Here is a 15,527-nt window from a genome sequence, read left to right as displayed (position 1 = left end):
GAGCGGGTGCGCCGAAGTCTCAAGCGTCAAGGGCTGCGTCCGGTGTGCCGACGGGCGCGGGTGACAACTACCGACTCAAGGCACCGCCTGCCGGTGTCACCTAGTTGGCCGCCATACATGCCTATGCCGAGCCCCACGACATGCGCACGCCAAGGCCACGATTGATCTTTCCGCACGACCAGGGGCCGAGAAGCGTTTGCGACCCAGGCCAAGAATTCCCTTCGGAATTGCCAATCAAGGCGCATCATGGGCCCATGAACATCCATCTTGGTTTTGAGATCGCCTACAAGTTTCCCCAGCCGACGCCGATGATCCTGACCCTCAGCATTCATTACTCGCGCGCCTCGGACCTTCTGCACCCGGACCATCTGCTCACGAAGCCGGCCGTACCCACCACCGCGTACCGCGATCTGTTCGGGAACTGGTGCACACGCCTGGTCGCCCCCAGGGGCCGCTTTGTGTTGGGCACGGATACTGTGGTCCACGACAGCGGCGCGACGGACCTCGTCGTGCCCTCGGCGCCGCAGACGCCGGTGGAGTCCCTGCCCGAGTCCACCCTGCTCTACCTGCTAGGCAGCCGCTACTGCGAAACTGACCTGCTGTCCGATTTTGCTTGGCAACGCTTCGGGAGCGGCCCGACAGGCTGGGGCCGCGTGCAGGCGGTCTGCGATTTCGTGCACCAGCACATCGAGTTCGGCTACCAGCACGCGCGGCGCACCCGTTCGGCTTTTGAGGCCTTCAAGGAAAAGCAAGGCGTGTGCCGCGACTATGCGCATTTGGCGGTCACCCTCTGTCGCTGCCTGAACATTCCCGCGCGCTATTGCACCGGCTATCTCGGCGATGTCGGGACCCCGCCGCCGTACGGCACGATGGACTTTGCGGGCTGGTTTGAGGCTTTTCTGGGCGACCGCTGGTACACCTTCGATGCACGCAACAACGTGCCCCGCATTGGCCGCGTGCTGATTGCGCAGGGGCGCGACGCGAGCGATGTGGCGTTGTCCAGCACCTTCGGCCCCAACGAGCTGGACGGATTCAAGGTCTGGTGCGACGAGGTTCAGTGATTCCCATTGCCTTATGAAGCGTCCCTGCAGCAGCAAGAACGCCACACCGGTGCGTCCGCCGTAGTCGTAGGCAGGCAGGAACTGTCGAGGAGTCATTGTTCGAACGGGCGCGCGATGCCCCGCGCAGGTGCACCTCCATCGACCTGCCGCGCGGCGGCGGCGTCCTGCTGCTCGATGGCCCGCTCCACGGCCGGGTGTCCTTGGCACACGCCCGTTCGTCGCTGGCATTGCGGCCGTCCCGCAGGCTGCGTGAAAGCCGGATGCTGAAGCGGGTCTGCGGAGACAGAGCTGTCATCATCATGCTGAAGAAGCGGTCGACGCAAGCTTGGGCCACTGCGTCGTCAAGGCGATGTCTTCTTCCACTGCATCGCTTCCGTCCGCGAGGGGCCTGCTCGAAGCGCTCGCGGCCACAGGCGGATATGGTCCATCTGATGGGTGGTGCGCGTCAGCGCCGCGCGGGCGGCGGCCTCGCCGTCCATGAAGGAGAGCATCACATTCCTGGGGGTGTGCAGTGCGGCTTGCTTGCTCCCTGCCTATGCTGCGAGCGGCGCATGATCCTGAGCGCCGAAGCCCGGATACCACTTCTCGAAGGACGCGTGTAACTTGTCATTCAGCATCTGCGTGCGGTCCTGCAAGAGCAGATGGGCTCCGCGTGGCGTCCAGCGCATCTGCTGCTTCTTCAAGAACCGTTTGGCGATCACCTGGTTGGCCGCGGATTCGACGAAGCCGGTGGAGATCCGTTCCCCGCACCGGTAGCGCTCCCCGGGATTGGGCATCCCTCGCAGCGTAGCGTGGGAGGAAGGATCTGCACTGCGCACCCCCAACGCGGCCGCCCTCACCCAATTTGAGGCCGGGACGGCCAGAGGTGCCACCCACGACCCATCCACGACGGTGCCGAACGATTGCACAACCGCACGCCACTATGCGGCAACACGCCTGCCTTGTGGCCGGTGTCAGCGACGGGAATACCATCACATGCGTGCTGCGGCGCTGAAAGACTTCGAGCAAGTCAAGATGCTCTACGCCGATCGTGGATTCACCTTATCCAAAGCCCATCAAGAGATCCGGCGGCGAGAGGCGAGAGGCGAGAAGCAGGCAGACGAGAGTTCGGGTCGCCGAAGGCATGGAAATCGGATCAACACCAGGTCAAGACCAAGTCCAGTTCACGCTTGGTGCGCCTCACGCAACACTGCTCCCACGACGTCAGGTATCACCATGTTTACAGAAAGCGGTCGAATGTTCCCGACGCGATACCAAAATAGTCTACACATTCTGAAATTCGGGGATCACACTGCTGTCCACCAGCCAACACCAACACCAACACCGAAGGGATTTTCCATGAGAGTCTTATCTTTGGGACGGCCCGTGCGGACGACTGCTCTTGCATTTGCTTTCGTATTTAGCCTAGTAGGCTCCGCTTACGCCGACTTCACAGTCGATCTTCCGAAAGGAAACGCATGCCCTAGCTTTGACCTGAGGGTGCAGAGCATAGGTGAAGGCACGGCCAAAGACTTTCTCGACAAGGAAGGTAATTTGGTGAAGTCGATAACTGCTGGCCGAGGCGCACAATTGACATTTACCAATCTGGCTACCTCGGTCAGTCTCACCCTAAAGTCGAACGGGTCAGTAAGCAAGGTAACGCGCAACGCCGATGGTACTTCTACTTGGGTCATCACAGGGCATAACGTCCTCATTCTGTTTCCTACGGACGTGCCGCCCGGCCCCACGACCACGCTTTATGTGGGCCGGGTGGTATTTACGGTTGACAACTCGACCGGAGTCTTCACATTGCTAGGGACGAGCGGGAAGTCAGTGGACATTTGCGCCATGTTGGCATAGATGTTTTGGGCAAGGGGATCCGGCTACCGATCGCCCTCGCCCTCCGCACTCAGTCCAAGCCGATCTGGCGCAGGCAGTCGATCAGGTGCTCGCGACCTTGCAGAAAACGAGGATCGTCTCCCTGGACCATGTTGGTAACGCGTGCGGTGTCAAGACCAGGTGGTCGGGTCAGCGGCATGGCCAGGATCGCGCGACCCTCTGCCAAGCGGCCGGCGGCCACCAGGGCGGCAGCCAGCACCAGGGGTGGCATCGGAAGGTGCGGGTTGGCCGCTCGGCCCAGACGCGCTGCACTCGCCGCTTCTTCGTAGCGCGCCGACATGAAATGCGCCGTGGCCACGAGGCCATGCCAAACCCCGGCGCGGAAGTCACCCAGGCTCAGCCGCGCCGCCTGCTGGGCTGCCGCGATGCACTCGTCGAACCGACCCAGGCCCAAAAGCGCCTCACTCCTCATGTAGTGCGCTGTCGGGTTGCCCGCGTTGCGCTCGACCAGCATGTCGGCCAGAAGCAGCGCTGCTGCCCACTCGCCGCGCAGCTGGGCGGCCTTGGACCGCGCCAGCAAGGTCAGCGTGTCCTCCGGGTATTGTTGTTCGAGCCGCTCGGCGGCCTCGAGCGACCGTCTCCGGCATACGTCGGGATCAACGGCCCATTCGAAGTCCACATGGCAGGCATTGATGAGACACACCCCGCCCCAGCCGCGAAGCGAGTGCGGATCCTGTAACACGGCCTGTTCGAACCATTGCAGCGCCTCCCCGAGATTCTCCTGACTGATGCCGCGGTACACCGTCCCCCAGCCGAGCATCGCCAAGTCTTCGGCGGACCTGGATTGGCGCCGGGCCGCACGCTCTCCGGCCGATCGGTGCATTTGCACAAGGATTGCCCGGGCGGCCTGAGCGACGAAGTCGTTGATCGCCGCCTGCGACGGCCGCTTGCGATCGAGCGCAATCTGGCCTGCCCAGTGCTGCTGGCCGCCGTCTGCGTCGATCATCACCATCAGTAGCTCCGTTTGGCCAGCATGCACTCGAAGGTTGCTGCACACGACATGCCGCACCGCCAGTGCCCTGCCGATGTCACGCGGATCAACGTGGTGCTCGCGGTAGCTCGTCAATGCTTCGTGGGCGATCACGCGCCCGCCCGTCAATCCCGATCCGACGGCCAGCGTCAGGTCGGCCACTAAACGGTCGGCCCACCGCCGGGCAACGGCAGACCCTTGGGCCTCTGCTGCCGGCAAGAGGGCGATGGACAGCGCTGGCGGTTCAGAGCTTGGAACGTCGCTGTCTTCGGCCTGACTGTCCCATTCGTCGGGTACAAGCATGTAGCCCTGCCGCTTGACGGTTCGCAGCCACCGCTGCTCCTTGTCTCCCAGCGCCTTGCGGATGTCGGCAACGGCCTGCACGAGCGAATCGTCGCCGACGATCACTGTGGGCCAGACACGCTGCATGAGGCTCGGCTTGTCAACCACATGGCCCGCCCGCTCACCCAACACGAGTAGGACCTTCAGCGCTTGGTGGCGCAATGGGACGAGGTTGCCAGCGTGGGAGCGCAGTTCGCTCGCATGCAGATCAAGCACGTGCAGGCCCAGCGGCAACCGGTATCTGGGGCAATCAACGGCGACATCTCGGTCCATCGAGACCTCCGCGACGACAACGGCATCGTACGTCTTTCGTGGCAGTTTCGGGTTGCCATCAGGACGCGGCACGCGATCGGCGCGAGCATGGTGCGAGACCCGTGCAAAGGAGGCGATGATGCGCACGACGTTGCTTGCAGTGTTGATCGCGATCGCCACGATCACCGCAGGGGCACAGACACTCGACGAAGACGATCGCCCGGACCCCGACGTTGCCCAAGCCGGGCTGGCGTGGCTGATCGGCGACCACGGCAAGGCGCTGCGGCATTTTCAGGCTGCCGCCGCGCGCGGTAATGCCCATGGACAGTACAACCTCGCCATGATGCTGCTGCTGGGTGAAGGCACGGCAGCGCAGCCGCGGCAGGCAGTCGCGTGGCTGCGCAAGGCGGCCCGGAACGGGCTCGCACGCGCCCAGTACGAATTCGCTGAACTGCTCTTCGAGGGTCGACACGTGCCGCGGTCCCTGTCTCAGGCTGCCTGGTGGCACGGCAAGGCTGCGCGGCAAGGCTGGTTGGAGTCCCAGCTCAAGCTCGCCGACATGCACATGCGGGGCAGTGGCGTACGCCGCGACCGGCGTGAGGCGCTGCGATGGTACGTCTTGGCCGCCGCCCGAGGGAATGCATACGCCCGGGACAAGGCACTTGAACTTGGGCGACGGTTCGACGATATCTAGCCACCGTCTGAGAAGCAATCGAGTTCAAGTCGAGTTCCAATTGTTCGTATCGACAGTCCCGCTATGTGGTAGATCGTCGAGTGTCGCGCTATGGCCGGAGGCGGCGTTGCTTCGACTACAACATCGACGAAAACCTTGGCTTCGTGATGCTCTCCCACGCGACCTGCTACAAGTTCGGCTGAGGGGCCTGACTCGCCTGCCACCGTCGATAATCGGCTTCGTTTGGCGGCGAGAAGCCCCAGTGCGTCCGGAACGCGAGGGCATGCGCGTCCCTATCGCACGCAGGGGTTCGGGCTGCACCGGTCGGACCTGCAAGCGGGGTGCCAGCGCAAGTCAGCAACAGCGTCCAGCGTGGGACGCACCATGATGAAGAATCGGCGCTCCGGTCTCCAGGAGCAGGTGCGCTCGGAAACCGGCATCGGCGCCGCGGCTGCGTCCGGGCACCAACTTCCAGAGTGGCGGTCAGGCACGCTCGCGCAGCCAGCGCTGCTGCCGCCAGGCCGGCGCACTGGTGGCAAAAAGCACGCTGCCGGGCCGCAGCAGCGCCAAGTGCAGCGCAGCCGCCACGCGCTGCCGCTGGAAGCCTTCGCGCAGGACCTTCACGCAATGGTCAGGGGTCACCGGTTGCCCGAGGAAGTAGCGGCTGCCGCTTGCGAACCGTGCGCCGTGCCGATCCCACCAAGAGCGGATTTTTTTGACATCCGGCCATGGCAGCGCGATGTCTTCGGGCGGTTCGACATTCTCGTCGTCCGGGTCTTCCGTGGGGCCGTCCTCGAAGCCGTCGGGCGGTGGAACTTCCATCTGTTCGCGATCGAAGTCTGCGCCTGTGATGCAGACGAAGGCCTCGGCAGCGATGCGTGCGACGGCCGGGTTCGCCATCTGGTCGATGAGCCAGGGTGCGTAGCGCGCGTCGCCGACGAAGCCCGATCCGATGATGCGCAGGCGCTGCGCGCCGGGCAGCGTGCTGAGTTCGGTGAGCAGCGCATGGCCGGCGGCGCCCTCCATCGCCTGCAGCGCGAGTTGAAGCGCGCCCATCTGGCGCGGACCGGGCCTGGAGGCGACGGCTGCCAATGCCTCGATGGCCTGCAGTCGGTCACCCAGGAGCACCGCGGACCAGGCGCCCCAGAAGCGCGGTTCGGGCCGGGATTCGCCCATGGCTTCCCGCAGTGGTTGTATGAGATCGGTGCGCCCGAGTTCGCCGGCGGCGCGAAGCGCACGCGTTCGCACGCTGACGGCGCCCCTGTCGAGCACTTCGCCGAGCGCCTCGCCGGGGTCCCTGCGGTGCAGCGCACAGGCTGCGACGCCGAGCTTCTGCCTCAGCGGCAAGCCGTCCTGGAGCAGCGACTTGACCCGGCCGCCGAGGAACTGGGGCGACACCCAGCCGAGCGCTGAAATGAGGCCGGGCACGACGTCCGACGTGGCGTCCCCACGGTCGATCAATGCATCGAGGCTGGTGTCCGCCTTCTCCGCAGCCAGTACCGCGGCCGCGAAGAAGTCCTCGGGCCCCTCGTTGTCGAGGGCGGCCTGTGCCATCTCCCAGCCTGCATCGCCGGCCGTGCGCAGGCCGTCGACGTGCGCGGCGAGCCGCTCGTCCAGGTCCGCAAACTGCCGCCGGTCGTAGTTGGGCGCATGGACGGCGCTTGCCCGCTGGAGCCAGAGGAACGAGGCTTCGTCCGCGTGCTCCGCGAGCACGTTCGAGAGCGTCGCGTTCACCATATCTCCACCATCGACAGCTTCGCGCCCAGTTCGTCGTCCGTGCGCGCCAGCATGTTGACGAAGCCGTCGAACGCGGCATCCGCGGCCACGCAGCCATAGACGGTCGCCTCAAACTGGTACGGGGAGAGCCAGTAGATCTCGACCTCATCCACATCCGGCCTATCGTCGGGATCGCTCTCCGGTTCGAAGTACGCGCCCCTGCCAACCAGGTCCTTCCAGAACAGAACACGCGACGTCAGCAGTTCGATCTCCGCCTCCGAGGGCGGGGCCGCAAACTCCAGCCGAAGGGTGACGGGTTCGAGGGACTTGCCCGGCAAGGAGATGCCGAGCTCGAACGGCGCCTGCGCCGTCCCTGCCGGATAGGGCAGTTCATCCACCATGGCCAGGCCGGCTCGTCCGTCGCGTCCGCTCGTCATCAGCACCGGCATCGGCGCCTCGCGCTCGCCGAGAGCCATGCGAACCAGGTTCGCAAGCAAGCGCGCAGCGCCGGCATCGACGTCGTGGCAGGCGATGTCGGTACCCGATCCGTCAGGTGCGGAAGATTCAACCACGACAGCCCCGGATCGCCGGGGCTCGAAACGGTGGCCTGCACAGATGCCGGCGTTGACCGCGAAGACGAACCATTCGACGCACTCGTCGATCCGGCGTTCATCGCCAGCGGCGACCCGACCGGGCAACATCTCGACCCTGAGCGAAAACGGGTTCGCCTCCAGTTCGGGAACCGCGCGCATGCGCACGCGGCTGTGGGCACGCTCAGTCATCGAATCTCGAGAGCCAGGCCTCGGTGGCGGCGTCGTCGTCCAGGAACAATGGCGCATGCACCTGCAGGCGGAAAGGCGCGAGCAGGTGGCCCACTGCGCGATAGGCGGGCAGCCGTTCCTTCTGTCGCTTGTCGCCGATCGATGGCACGGGGCCGGCCTGGATCAGGTAGCGTCCTTGCATGTTGATCACCTCGCAATCGCCGGGCAAGGCCTGCCGCAGTTCCTCCGGCGGCCCGATGTGTTCCGCCAGCGCCGTGCCCAGCAAGGTGATCCAGTTGATGCACTTGAAGGCCGGTTCGTCGTAGTCCTGCATGTTGACCAGGGTTGTGTTGATCTCGGGGATATCGATGCCCAGGTAACGGGCGGCGACGCCCCGCAGGTGTTCCTCGGCCTGCAGTGCGTTCTCGCCGCGAGAGTCCCAGTTGAGCGCGAAGCCGGCATGGCCGGATTCGAAATCGAGGCGGCCGGTGATCTCCGCCACCAGCTTGGCGAATGCCGCAGGCGAGCGCTCGAGCAGCGAGGCCGGCAGCACGAGACGCATCACGCCCATCGCGGGCGGCTGCTCCTGGTCGTAGAACAGCACGAAGGCGCGGTCCGAGGCATCCCTTTGCGTCTCGCCGCCCTGCAGCACCAAGGCCTGGATGCCGCGCCGGGCCTTCGGGTTCCGCAGCCAGAAGGGCAGCATGTCGAAGACCTTGCCGTGGATGGCCTCGACATCGCCCATCGTCTCGGTCTCGTACCAGCACACACTGTCGCCGATCAGTTTCAGCGCGCGCTCGTAGAAGGCCAGGATGCCCTCGGCCCTGTCCAGCATCGAACCGCGCCAGTACACGGTGATGTCGGCGCACAGGGTGACGAGCCGGACTCCGTCGACGGTGAGTTCGGGCGTGGTCTTGGCAGGCATGTGGACACTCCTTGGTTAGGCCTTAACAGGCCCTAGCAGCTGCATGTTTCGGCGCTGATCTCCACCGGTTTGCGACCGCCGGCCAGGCGCTTCTGACGGTGGTGCTGGCTCAGGCTGCGCCGGCCGGTCGCCGGGTTGATCTTGCCCTTGCGAAACCGATCCCTGGGAAACTTGAAATCGAAGCAGCGCATCTTCGATCCGTTGGCGGCGGTGCGCAGCACATCCGGGGGCGTTCTCCGGATGTGCCGATTCTGGAAGGTGATGCCCCATTTCTTCCATTTGCTCGCGCCGCTGTCCTTGAGCCGCTTCTCCAGCCGGTCGGACAAGCGGGTTCCCTTCTTGACCTTCGAGTAGTCGCGCTTCCATTTTCCGTTGCTGTCCTTCTTGAAGCTCTCCTTCAGGTCCTTGCAGAACTCCTTGCACAGCTCGTCGGCAATGTCCTTGCTGTCTCCCACCAGCACGACGGGGCCGATGTAACCCGTCAGGTTGGCAGCGTTCTCGCTGTTGTGGAACATCTTGTCGGTCAGGCGGCAGGCGTTCTTGCCGTCCATCTTGACGTCGAAGGAATACAGGATCCACGTGGCCTCCTTCATGAAGACGTTCGACTTGACTCCCCCGACAGTGCCGGCGTTGTCGCCGTTGGAAAGAGAGAACTTCGAGCCCTTGTTGGCCCCCATGATCTTGTCTGTCTTGACAGTGGTGGTGCCGCTCGACAGCGTGATGATCTGTGCGATGTTCGGATAGGGAACGGGCACCGGCCCGCCGGGCGACGGCGTCTTGCAGACATCCGGGATGGTCGCCGTTGACAACCCGCCGGCCATCTTGTGAGCCAACGAGAGGTTCGTGCCGTTGACCTTGATCGTGACCGGCATGTCCTCACCCTTCCAGGGGGTCCAGGCCGCGGATGACCGCGGCGCCGCGCTCGCCCGATTCGGAGCTCGCCCAGGCCAGCGACAAGGGCCCGTGGCCGTAGCGCTTGCGGTGGCAGAGCACCGCAAGCGCGATGTGCAGCGCGGCACTCGCGGCGCCGACATCGCCCCAGCAATCGGCCGGGGCGACGAAGTCGGTGGCCGACCTGAAGCGTTCGCTCGTGCGCAGGGCCGCGAATCCGTACTCGTCGGCCCGGTAGGGCTCGCCGTTAAGGTCGCAGAACACGTTGTGGACCTGCTCGCCTGCTTCCAGCGCCTGCAGTGCCTGCCGGAACGCCTGCGTCAGTCCCTGGCCGACACAGACTGCATCGGTCTTGATGAGGTGGGCTTCACGGCCGATGCCCACGCTCACGATCTCGCCCAGCGCCTCAAGGCCGTGGCGGGCGGCGAACGCCGGGGACGCAACGAGCATCGCACCCGCGGCCTCACCGGGAATGAATCCCCAGGCATTGTTGAGAGGACCGCCGCCGTGCAGTTGGTCGCATTCCTCCACCCAGTCCAGCGTCTCCGGAGCCAGGTAAGAGTCGACCCCTGCGACGATGCAGGCCTCGATCGAACCGGCGCCACATCCCAGGCAAGCCGCCTCGAGCGCCAGATAGCCAGCCGCATGGCCAACTTCGTAGGCCAGGATGCGGGCGAACAGGCCGGGATAGCGATGGGCCACCCTCTCGCGCAGCTCTTCGGCGAGTTCGGATGGTGTTCCGGGCCGTGGCGGAGGCAGGGCCAGGGCCAGGCCCAGGCGCAGCGGCCGGGCGGCGACAGCGCCGGCCAGCGGGCCGAGCGCCTCGTCCAGCGCAGGAAGCAGCAACCCGCCCCAACGTACGCCGGGGTCGACGTCCAGGTCCAGCCAGGGGGCGCGCGCAACGCGCATTGGCTCGCCGGCGGTGTCCACCATGTACGGGTGCTCCGAGAAGCCGCACACACCGGCACGCGCCGCCGCCGCGCTGGCCAGGACGTTGCGCCCGACGGGCGTTGACGCGCCGAGCCCGGCGATGAGCAGCGCCGGGGCGCCGCTCACGCCTCCTCCTCTTCTTCTTCTTCTTCTTCTTCTTCTTCCGTTGCGCCCCGCCCGCCCCCCAGGGACAGGATGCGCTTCTCGATCACGCGTGTCCTGAGAAGCTTGTGGACCTTGGGGTGGCACGGCAAGGCGCTGTGCCACACGAGCGAGACGCGCATGAGCTCGGGCTCGAGGATCACGGTGTTCAGCCGCGGCCGATCGTGATGTCGCCGCTCGCCGTCGGAAAAGAAGGTCTCCAGCCCCAGCACCACTCGCGGCAGCTCGAACTGCAGCTCGCCGCCAGGCGTCAGGTGAACCAGGGCGACCGACTCCCCGCCGGCCAGGAAGCGCGGCGCCTGCTGGTCCGCGGGCGCGACCTGGTAGTGCCGGTCGTCGAAGTTGGCCGGCAGCAGCGGGAAGCGATCCTGCTGCCACGCATCGTCATAGCGCCCGGCGAGGCCGAGCCGCGGCTGCCAGTGTGCGCAGACCGGTCCCGGCGCAGCCGGATCGGGCCTGTCGCTCCATGTCTTCACGAGCTGGTCGGGATACTCGACGTTCGGCAGCCGCAGGCCCTCGATGCCGGAGGCCGACAGCGCGAAGCCCGTTCCGACTGGATTGCGCTCGTCCCATTGCGGGCAGGCTGCATGCCGGCTCGCCGGATCGACGCCCCCATAGGCGCGCTCATGCACCAGCGGCATCGTCACGAAGGGCAAGGGTGCAGAGGCCGCCCCGCCCCGCCAGACGCGATCGCCGGTCACGCGCAGTCGCTTCACCACGGGCCCGACCCGGAATCCCACGTCTAGCTCCGTCACCGGCTTGCCGCGCGGCGCCTGCGCCTGCCCGAGCAGCAGCACGTCGGTGGTCGTCTTGGTGCGGACTAGGTCCATGTCGTGCCTGAGACTCGATCGGCCCGGCTCGCCGACGTATTCGGGAACCATCACGACCGGCGGCTGCTCGGCACTCGGCGCGGTCGTCCCGTCAGGCCGGATGTCGAAGCTGCACTTCACCGCGACCAGCCAGATCTCCTCTCCGTCCTTGGCCCGCACCCAGCTGCGCTGCGCTGCATATGGTGTGCGGTTCTCGAGTTGCCACATGGTGTGCGGGCAGGCAGCGTTGCATCGCCTCAATTGATGTCGACGAACGCTCCCTTGAGCTTGTTTAAACCGCTCGAACGCGAGAGCACATAGGTGCCGCGGATCAGGATCTTCCCGGCCCGGGTGAGCACGATGCTGGCCTCGCCGCAGCGCAGTTCGATCCGCTGCCTGCCCTGCAGCACGACGCACTCGCCGTCGATCCTGAGGGCGGCCGCGGGGGCCGGCGCCTCGCGTGGCTGCAGGCGCCCGAGGATCACCGGCTCGCGCACCTTGCCGTTGCGCAACGCGATCACGACGCTCGTGCCGATGTCCGTTTCGGCAAGGCCGAGCGTCGACAGCGCCGGCACCGCATGCAGCGCGTCGGTCAGTGTCACGAGAAAGTGGCCCTCGGCATCGAAACCCGCGAAGGTCGCGAGCGACACGCCCTCCCCCACCACCTTCGACCATTCGGCGACGTCGGCGATCATCGTGCGAACGTCCTGCAGATCGTCCCGGTCCTGGAGCTGTTTCACCGCTTAGTCCTCCCCGAGGTTGGCGCCCTTGATCTTGATCGACCCGCCGGCCTTGAACGACGCGCTGCCGTCGGCCGTGATGGTGATCTTGGCGCCCTTCATCGTGATGCCGCTTGAGTTCATGATGATCTTGCTGCCGCCGGCCTTCAGCACAATGGTCGGCGCTTCGACCATGCAGACCGCGCCCGCCTTGATCTTGATCGGCCCCTTCGAGGTTTCCCCGATGACCGCGGCCGCCAGCTTGTGAGGCCCGCCCACGCTGAACGATTGCGGTCCGCCGACGTTCACCTTGTGCAGGCTTCCGACATTGACCATCTGCGCGCCCCCGATGTTCACCATCTGTGCGCCGCCGACATCGATCATTTCGCCCGCGCCGACGTTGTGCATCCGCCCGGCCCCTACGGTGTGCGTCTCGGCGACCGAGATCGTCGTCGACTGGACGCCGTTGACCGTGTGCGTACGGCCGCCGTTCACCGTCACCGTCTCGCCGCCGTTGACGGTCTCCGTGCGGTGCCCGCCGATCGTGAGGGTCTCGGTGCCGCCCACCGTCTCGTCACGGTTCGCGCCCACCGAGATCGACTGGTTGGCGCCGATCGACTGCGTCTGGTTGCTGCCCACGGTCTCCGAGTCATCGACGTCGATCGTGTCCGTGCGGTTGTTGTTCACCGTCGTGGACTGGTCGTGCAGCACCGTCGTGCACATGTCGTACTGCCCGTGGATGGTGATCATTTCCTTTCCTGCGGTGTCGTTCATCGACATCTCGTTGTAGCCCTTGCCCTTGTGCGTGTTCGTCTTGAGACCGCTCACCACCGCACCGGCGGGCAGTGCGTACGGAGGCATGCTCTCGCCGTTGTAGAAGCGCCCGACGATGATGGGCTGGTCGGGGTCTCCCTCGAGGAAATCGACGATCACCTCCTGCCCGATGCGCGGGATCGCCACCGCGCCCCAGCCCTTACCGGCCCACGGCTGCGAGACACGCACCCAGCACGAGCTGTTCTCGTCCTTCTTGCCGTAGCGGTCCCAATGGAACTGCACCTTCACGCGGCCGAACTCGTCGGTCCAGATCTCCTCGCCCGCCTTGCCCACCACCAAGGCGCACTGCGGGCCCGGCATGCGGGTGCGTGGCGTCAAGCGCGGCGGGCGCCAGGGCATGTCGGTAGGCAGCAGCGTGAGCAGGAAGGCGCCGCTGCCCTGCAGTCCGGTGCGCAAAGCCGGCGATTCGACGATCAGCGCTTCGAATGCCGAGCGCGCGTCGGCATTTACCGCGTCCTGGTCGAGCACCGCCTTCAGCACCTCCGCCAGGGAGCGGCTGGACCGTGTCGGCTCGACGCTCACGTAGCCGGGGTGGGCGACGACAAAGGTGCAGCCGGCGATGACGTACTCGCCATCGCGCAGGCCGTCGGGGTCGCCCTTGAAATCGAAGCGCCTGCCGACGGCAACGTCGGGCCAGCGCGTGAAGGCCCAGTGGCGCTGGCGCCGCCCGACGAGCTCGTCGAGCCGAACGGCGGCGATGTTGTCGGTGTCGTCGCCATCGGCATAGCCGCCCGGGAACTCGAACGCTTCGAGGTCCGACAGCTCATGGGCATCCGGATCGGCCTTGTCGGCGCTGAGTTTCTTGCTCACAACCTTGAAGTCATTGTCGCGCGACGTGAACTTGCCGGTATCGAGCTGGCGCATGCTCACCCACTGCGTGATTTCATTGAATCGCGCCTCGCGCCCATCCGGTGCGTAATCGAGCGTGTCCAGGGCCGGCAGCTTCTCATGCGCGAGGTCCAGCGTGTCCGACAGGTGCATGGTGCCCGGCTCGTCGTGCGCATCGAACCAGTAGTAGATGCCCTCGTCCTCCAGCAGCCGCGAAATGAACGCGTGGTCGCTCTCCTGGTACTGCACGCAGTAGCTATGGGGCGTGTGGATGCCGATGACCTTGTTGGTCCGGGTCTTCTTCAGACTCTTGATGGGGCTGTCCTCGAGCACCTCGTCCATCACGTCGAGCACCGGCTTTTCCTGCAGGATGCGCGAGTTGGTGCGCTTGGTCAGCAGCCAGAACCATGAGCGCAGCTGGATCTGGTACTCGAAGTGGCGCCCCACGGCGCCAAGCCGCATGAAGCGCGTCGCGTGGCCGTGGCAGTGACGTGCGTGCAGGGTGCCGTCGGCGTCCTCGAACTCGATGGCCACGTCGAACACGTGACCCAGGATGTCCCAGGGCGTGATCGCATGGTTCTCCGAGAGCACGACGAGTTCGTAGAACGACGCGCGCGAGAGGCCTTCGTGCCCGGCAACGCTCCAGAACATCAGGTCGGCCGCGACCGGCGATTCGCTCTTGATCTGAAACCGCGCCGCTGTCACGAGGTCATTCCAATCTCTTGTACCGGGTCAACGCATGGCAGCGACTATCGAACTGCGCTCGCGGCGAGTCCATACGTCAGACGCCATCGGCCATGTGGAAGGGGACATGGGGAGTGCCAGGAAGAACGCCTGCTCGACCAAGAAACCGCGGAATTCTTTCGGCTCGCAGGGCACCTTCCTGCACTTGCACTTCCTGCCGCCAATGTCCGTGTCGCCGTCATCACTGAGCACGCAGAAGCGCCCGCTCTCGGACACCTTGAAGATCGTCACCGGATTGGGGCCGGCAAGCGCCTTCTGGCCCGCGGCTGCGGTTGGCTTCCAGGCCGGGCCGAGCGATTGAGCTCCAAGCCGCGGAGCAGGTCAGGATCGGCGATCTGTTTGACGAGTCCGGCATGTCCCAGTTGCTCCAGCAAGGGCAATGCATCGGGACGGGACCAGGACCTTGCCGTTGGGGGCGGGCGCGCCGGGTCACCGAGGGGGCTTGCGCCGGGATTCGGTCGCTCGCTTCCTTGACGCGGGCGGTTGCGATAGGTCGATATTGCTCCTTCGAGGCTTGGTGGACGCGCCCCATCCTCAGCGACCGCAAGGAGGTCCGGGCCCACTGCTAGGAGAACCCCTGCGCTTCGAGCGAGCTACGCCGCGCAGCCTGATCGGACCCTAGGCCTTGGGACTGGCGTGGGGCGCACTTGGGCCGAGCATCTACCTCTTGGCGCTTGGCTTCTCGATCGAACGAACAGCCTTTCCGACGTAGTCGGCGTACGCGACATTCGTCGGACTGCCAATCAAGGCGATGTCCGCGCCGAGGGTGTCAGCCGGCGGGGCTCGCGTCGACACGGGCGGGACACCCGGCTGGACCGAACGTCCTGCAACAGGCATGCGGTGCGCTTCATCCCCCGCAACTCAGGTTGGTCGCTTCTTCGGTGCTTGCCGCTCTCCGCATCCTCAAACGCGATGACGACATCGAAGGCCCGGCCCAGGATGTCGCTCGCTGCAATCGCCTTGTTCTTCGAGATCACCGTGAGTTCATACATCGAAACCGAGCCAGCGCCTCATGCCCGACCACGCGCCAGA

Annotated in this window: 13 protein-coding genes and 1 pseudogene; 2 read left to right on the top strand and 12 right to left on the bottom strand. The window is 65.6% G+C overall.

Annotated features, from left to right (window positions below; genetic code table 11):
- Nucleotides 1-254 precede the first annotated feature (254 nt).
- On the top strand, nt 255-1,061 hold the full coding sequence (locus tag AC3A6Y_RS28725; RefSeq protein ID WP_487871636.1) for a transglutaminase-like domain-containing protein: 807 nt from the start codon (nt 255-257) through the stop codon (nt 1,059-1,061).
- Between the two features lie 341 nt (nt 1,062-1,402).
- Here AC3A6Y_RS28725 and AC3A6Y_RS28720 read toward each other — a convergent pair whose 3' ends face one another.
- From AC3A6Y_RS28720 to AC3A6Y_RS28710, 3 genes and pseudogenes are all read right to left on the bottom strand, one after another.
- Entirely contained in the window at nt 1,403-1,552 is a 150-nt protein-coding gene (locus AC3A6Y_RS28720) for a hypothetical protein (protein WP_487871635.1), read from the bottom strand.
- A 42-nt stretch (nt 1,553-1,594) separates the two neighbouring features.
- Nucleotides 1,595-1,837, bottom strand: a pseudogene (locus AC3A6Y_RS28715) (ISKra4 family transposase); the annotation flags it as partial.
- Nucleotides 1,838-2,949: 1,112 nt separating this feature from the next.
- The gene (locus tag AC3A6Y_RS28710) at nt 2,950-4,683 is read right to left on the bottom strand and encodes a winged helix-turn-helix domain-containing tetratricopeptide repeat protein (protein ID WP_487871634.1); all 1,734 of its coding nucleotides are present in this window, start codon (nt 4,681-4,683) and stop codon (nt 2,950-2,952) included.
- Here AC3A6Y_RS28710 and AC3A6Y_RS28705 point away from each other — a divergent pair.
- Nucleotides 4,643-5,197 (top strand): tetratricopeptide repeat protein, encoded by a 555-nt coding sequence (locus AC3A6Y_RS28705; RefSeq protein WP_487871633.1) that lies wholly within the window; start codon nt 4,643-4,645, stop codon nt 5,195-5,197. The two genes, AC3A6Y_RS28710 and AC3A6Y_RS28705, sit on opposite strands and share 41 nt — an antisense overlap.
- Before the next feature lie 462 nt (nt 5,198-5,659).
- Here the strand turns inward: AC3A6Y_RS28705 and AC3A6Y_RS28700 are convergent, their stop codons facing one another.
- From AC3A6Y_RS28700 to AC3A6Y_RS28660, 9 genes are all read right to left on the bottom strand, one after another.
- Nucleotides 5,660-6,910, bottom strand: a complete 1,251-nt coding sequence (locus AC3A6Y_RS28700; RefSeq protein WP_487871632.1) for a TIGR02270 family protein — start codon at nt 6,908-6,910, stop codon at nt 5,660-5,662.
- Nucleotides 6,907-7,674 carry a hypothetical protein gene (locus tag AC3A6Y_RS28695; RefSeq protein ID WP_487871631.1) on the bottom strand — a complete coding sequence of 256 codons (768 nt, stop codon included), beginning with the start codon at nt 7,672-7,674 and terminating at the stop codon, nt 6,907-6,909. The genes AC3A6Y_RS28700 and AC3A6Y_RS28695 overlap by 4 nt, the downstream gene beginning before the upstream one ends.
- Nucleotides 7,667-8,578 carry a type VI immunity family protein gene (locus AC3A6Y_RS28690; RefSeq protein ID WP_487871630.1) on the bottom strand — a complete coding sequence of 304 codons (912 nt, stop codon included), beginning with the start codon at nt 8,576-8,578 and terminating at the stop codon, nt 7,667-7,669. Before AC3A6Y_RS28690 ends, AC3A6Y_RS28695 begins: the two co-directional genes overlap by 8 nt.
- A 32-nt stretch (nt 8,579-8,610) precedes the next feature.
- Nucleotides 8,611-9,450 (bottom strand): DUF4150 domain-containing protein, encoded by an 840-nt coding sequence (locus AC3A6Y_RS28685; RefSeq protein ID WP_487871629.1) that lies wholly within the window; start codon nt 9,448-9,450, stop codon nt 8,611-8,613.
- A 4-nt stretch (nt 9,451-9,454) separates the two neighbouring features.
- Nucleotides 9,455-10,525 carry a hypothetical protein gene (locus AC3A6Y_RS28680; protein ID WP_487871628.1) on the bottom strand — a complete coding sequence of 357 codons (1,071 nt, stop codon included), beginning with the start codon at nt 10,523-10,525 and terminating at the stop codon, nt 9,455-9,457.
- On the bottom strand, nt 10,522-11,598 hold the full coding sequence (locus tag AC3A6Y_RS28675) for a DUF2169 family type VI secretion system accessory protein (RefSeq protein WP_487871627.1): 1,077 nt from the start codon (nt 11,596-11,598) through the stop codon (nt 10,522-10,524). The genes AC3A6Y_RS28680 and AC3A6Y_RS28675 overlap by 4 nt, the downstream gene beginning before the upstream one ends.
- A gap of 29 nt (nt 11,599-11,627) precedes the next feature.
- Entirely contained in the window at nt 11,628-12,110 is a 483-nt protein-coding gene (locus AC3A6Y_RS28670) for a DUF6484 domain-containing protein (RefSeq protein ID WP_487871626.1), read from the bottom strand.
- Nucleotides 12,111-12,113: 3 nt separating this feature from the next.
- Nucleotides 12,114-14,456, bottom strand: a complete 2,343-nt coding sequence (locus tag AC3A6Y_RS28665) for a type VI secretion system Vgr family protein (protein ID WP_487871625.1) — start codon at nt 14,454-14,456, stop codon at nt 12,114-12,116.
- A 782-nt stretch (nt 14,457-15,238) separates the two neighbouring features.
- Nucleotides 15,239-15,487, bottom strand: coding sequence for a hypothetical protein (locus AC3A6Y_RS28660; protein ID WP_487871624.1), 249 nt, complete (start codon nt 15,485-15,487; stop codon nt 15,239-15,241).
- Between the last annotated feature and the right edge of the window lie 40 nt (nt 15,488-15,527).

Source organism: Variovorax sp. Soil_C_17 (assembly GCF_057657265.1).
The sequence above is the reverse complement of the archived record's forward strand: the minus strand, read 5'-3'. Positions and strand labels throughout refer to the sequence as shown.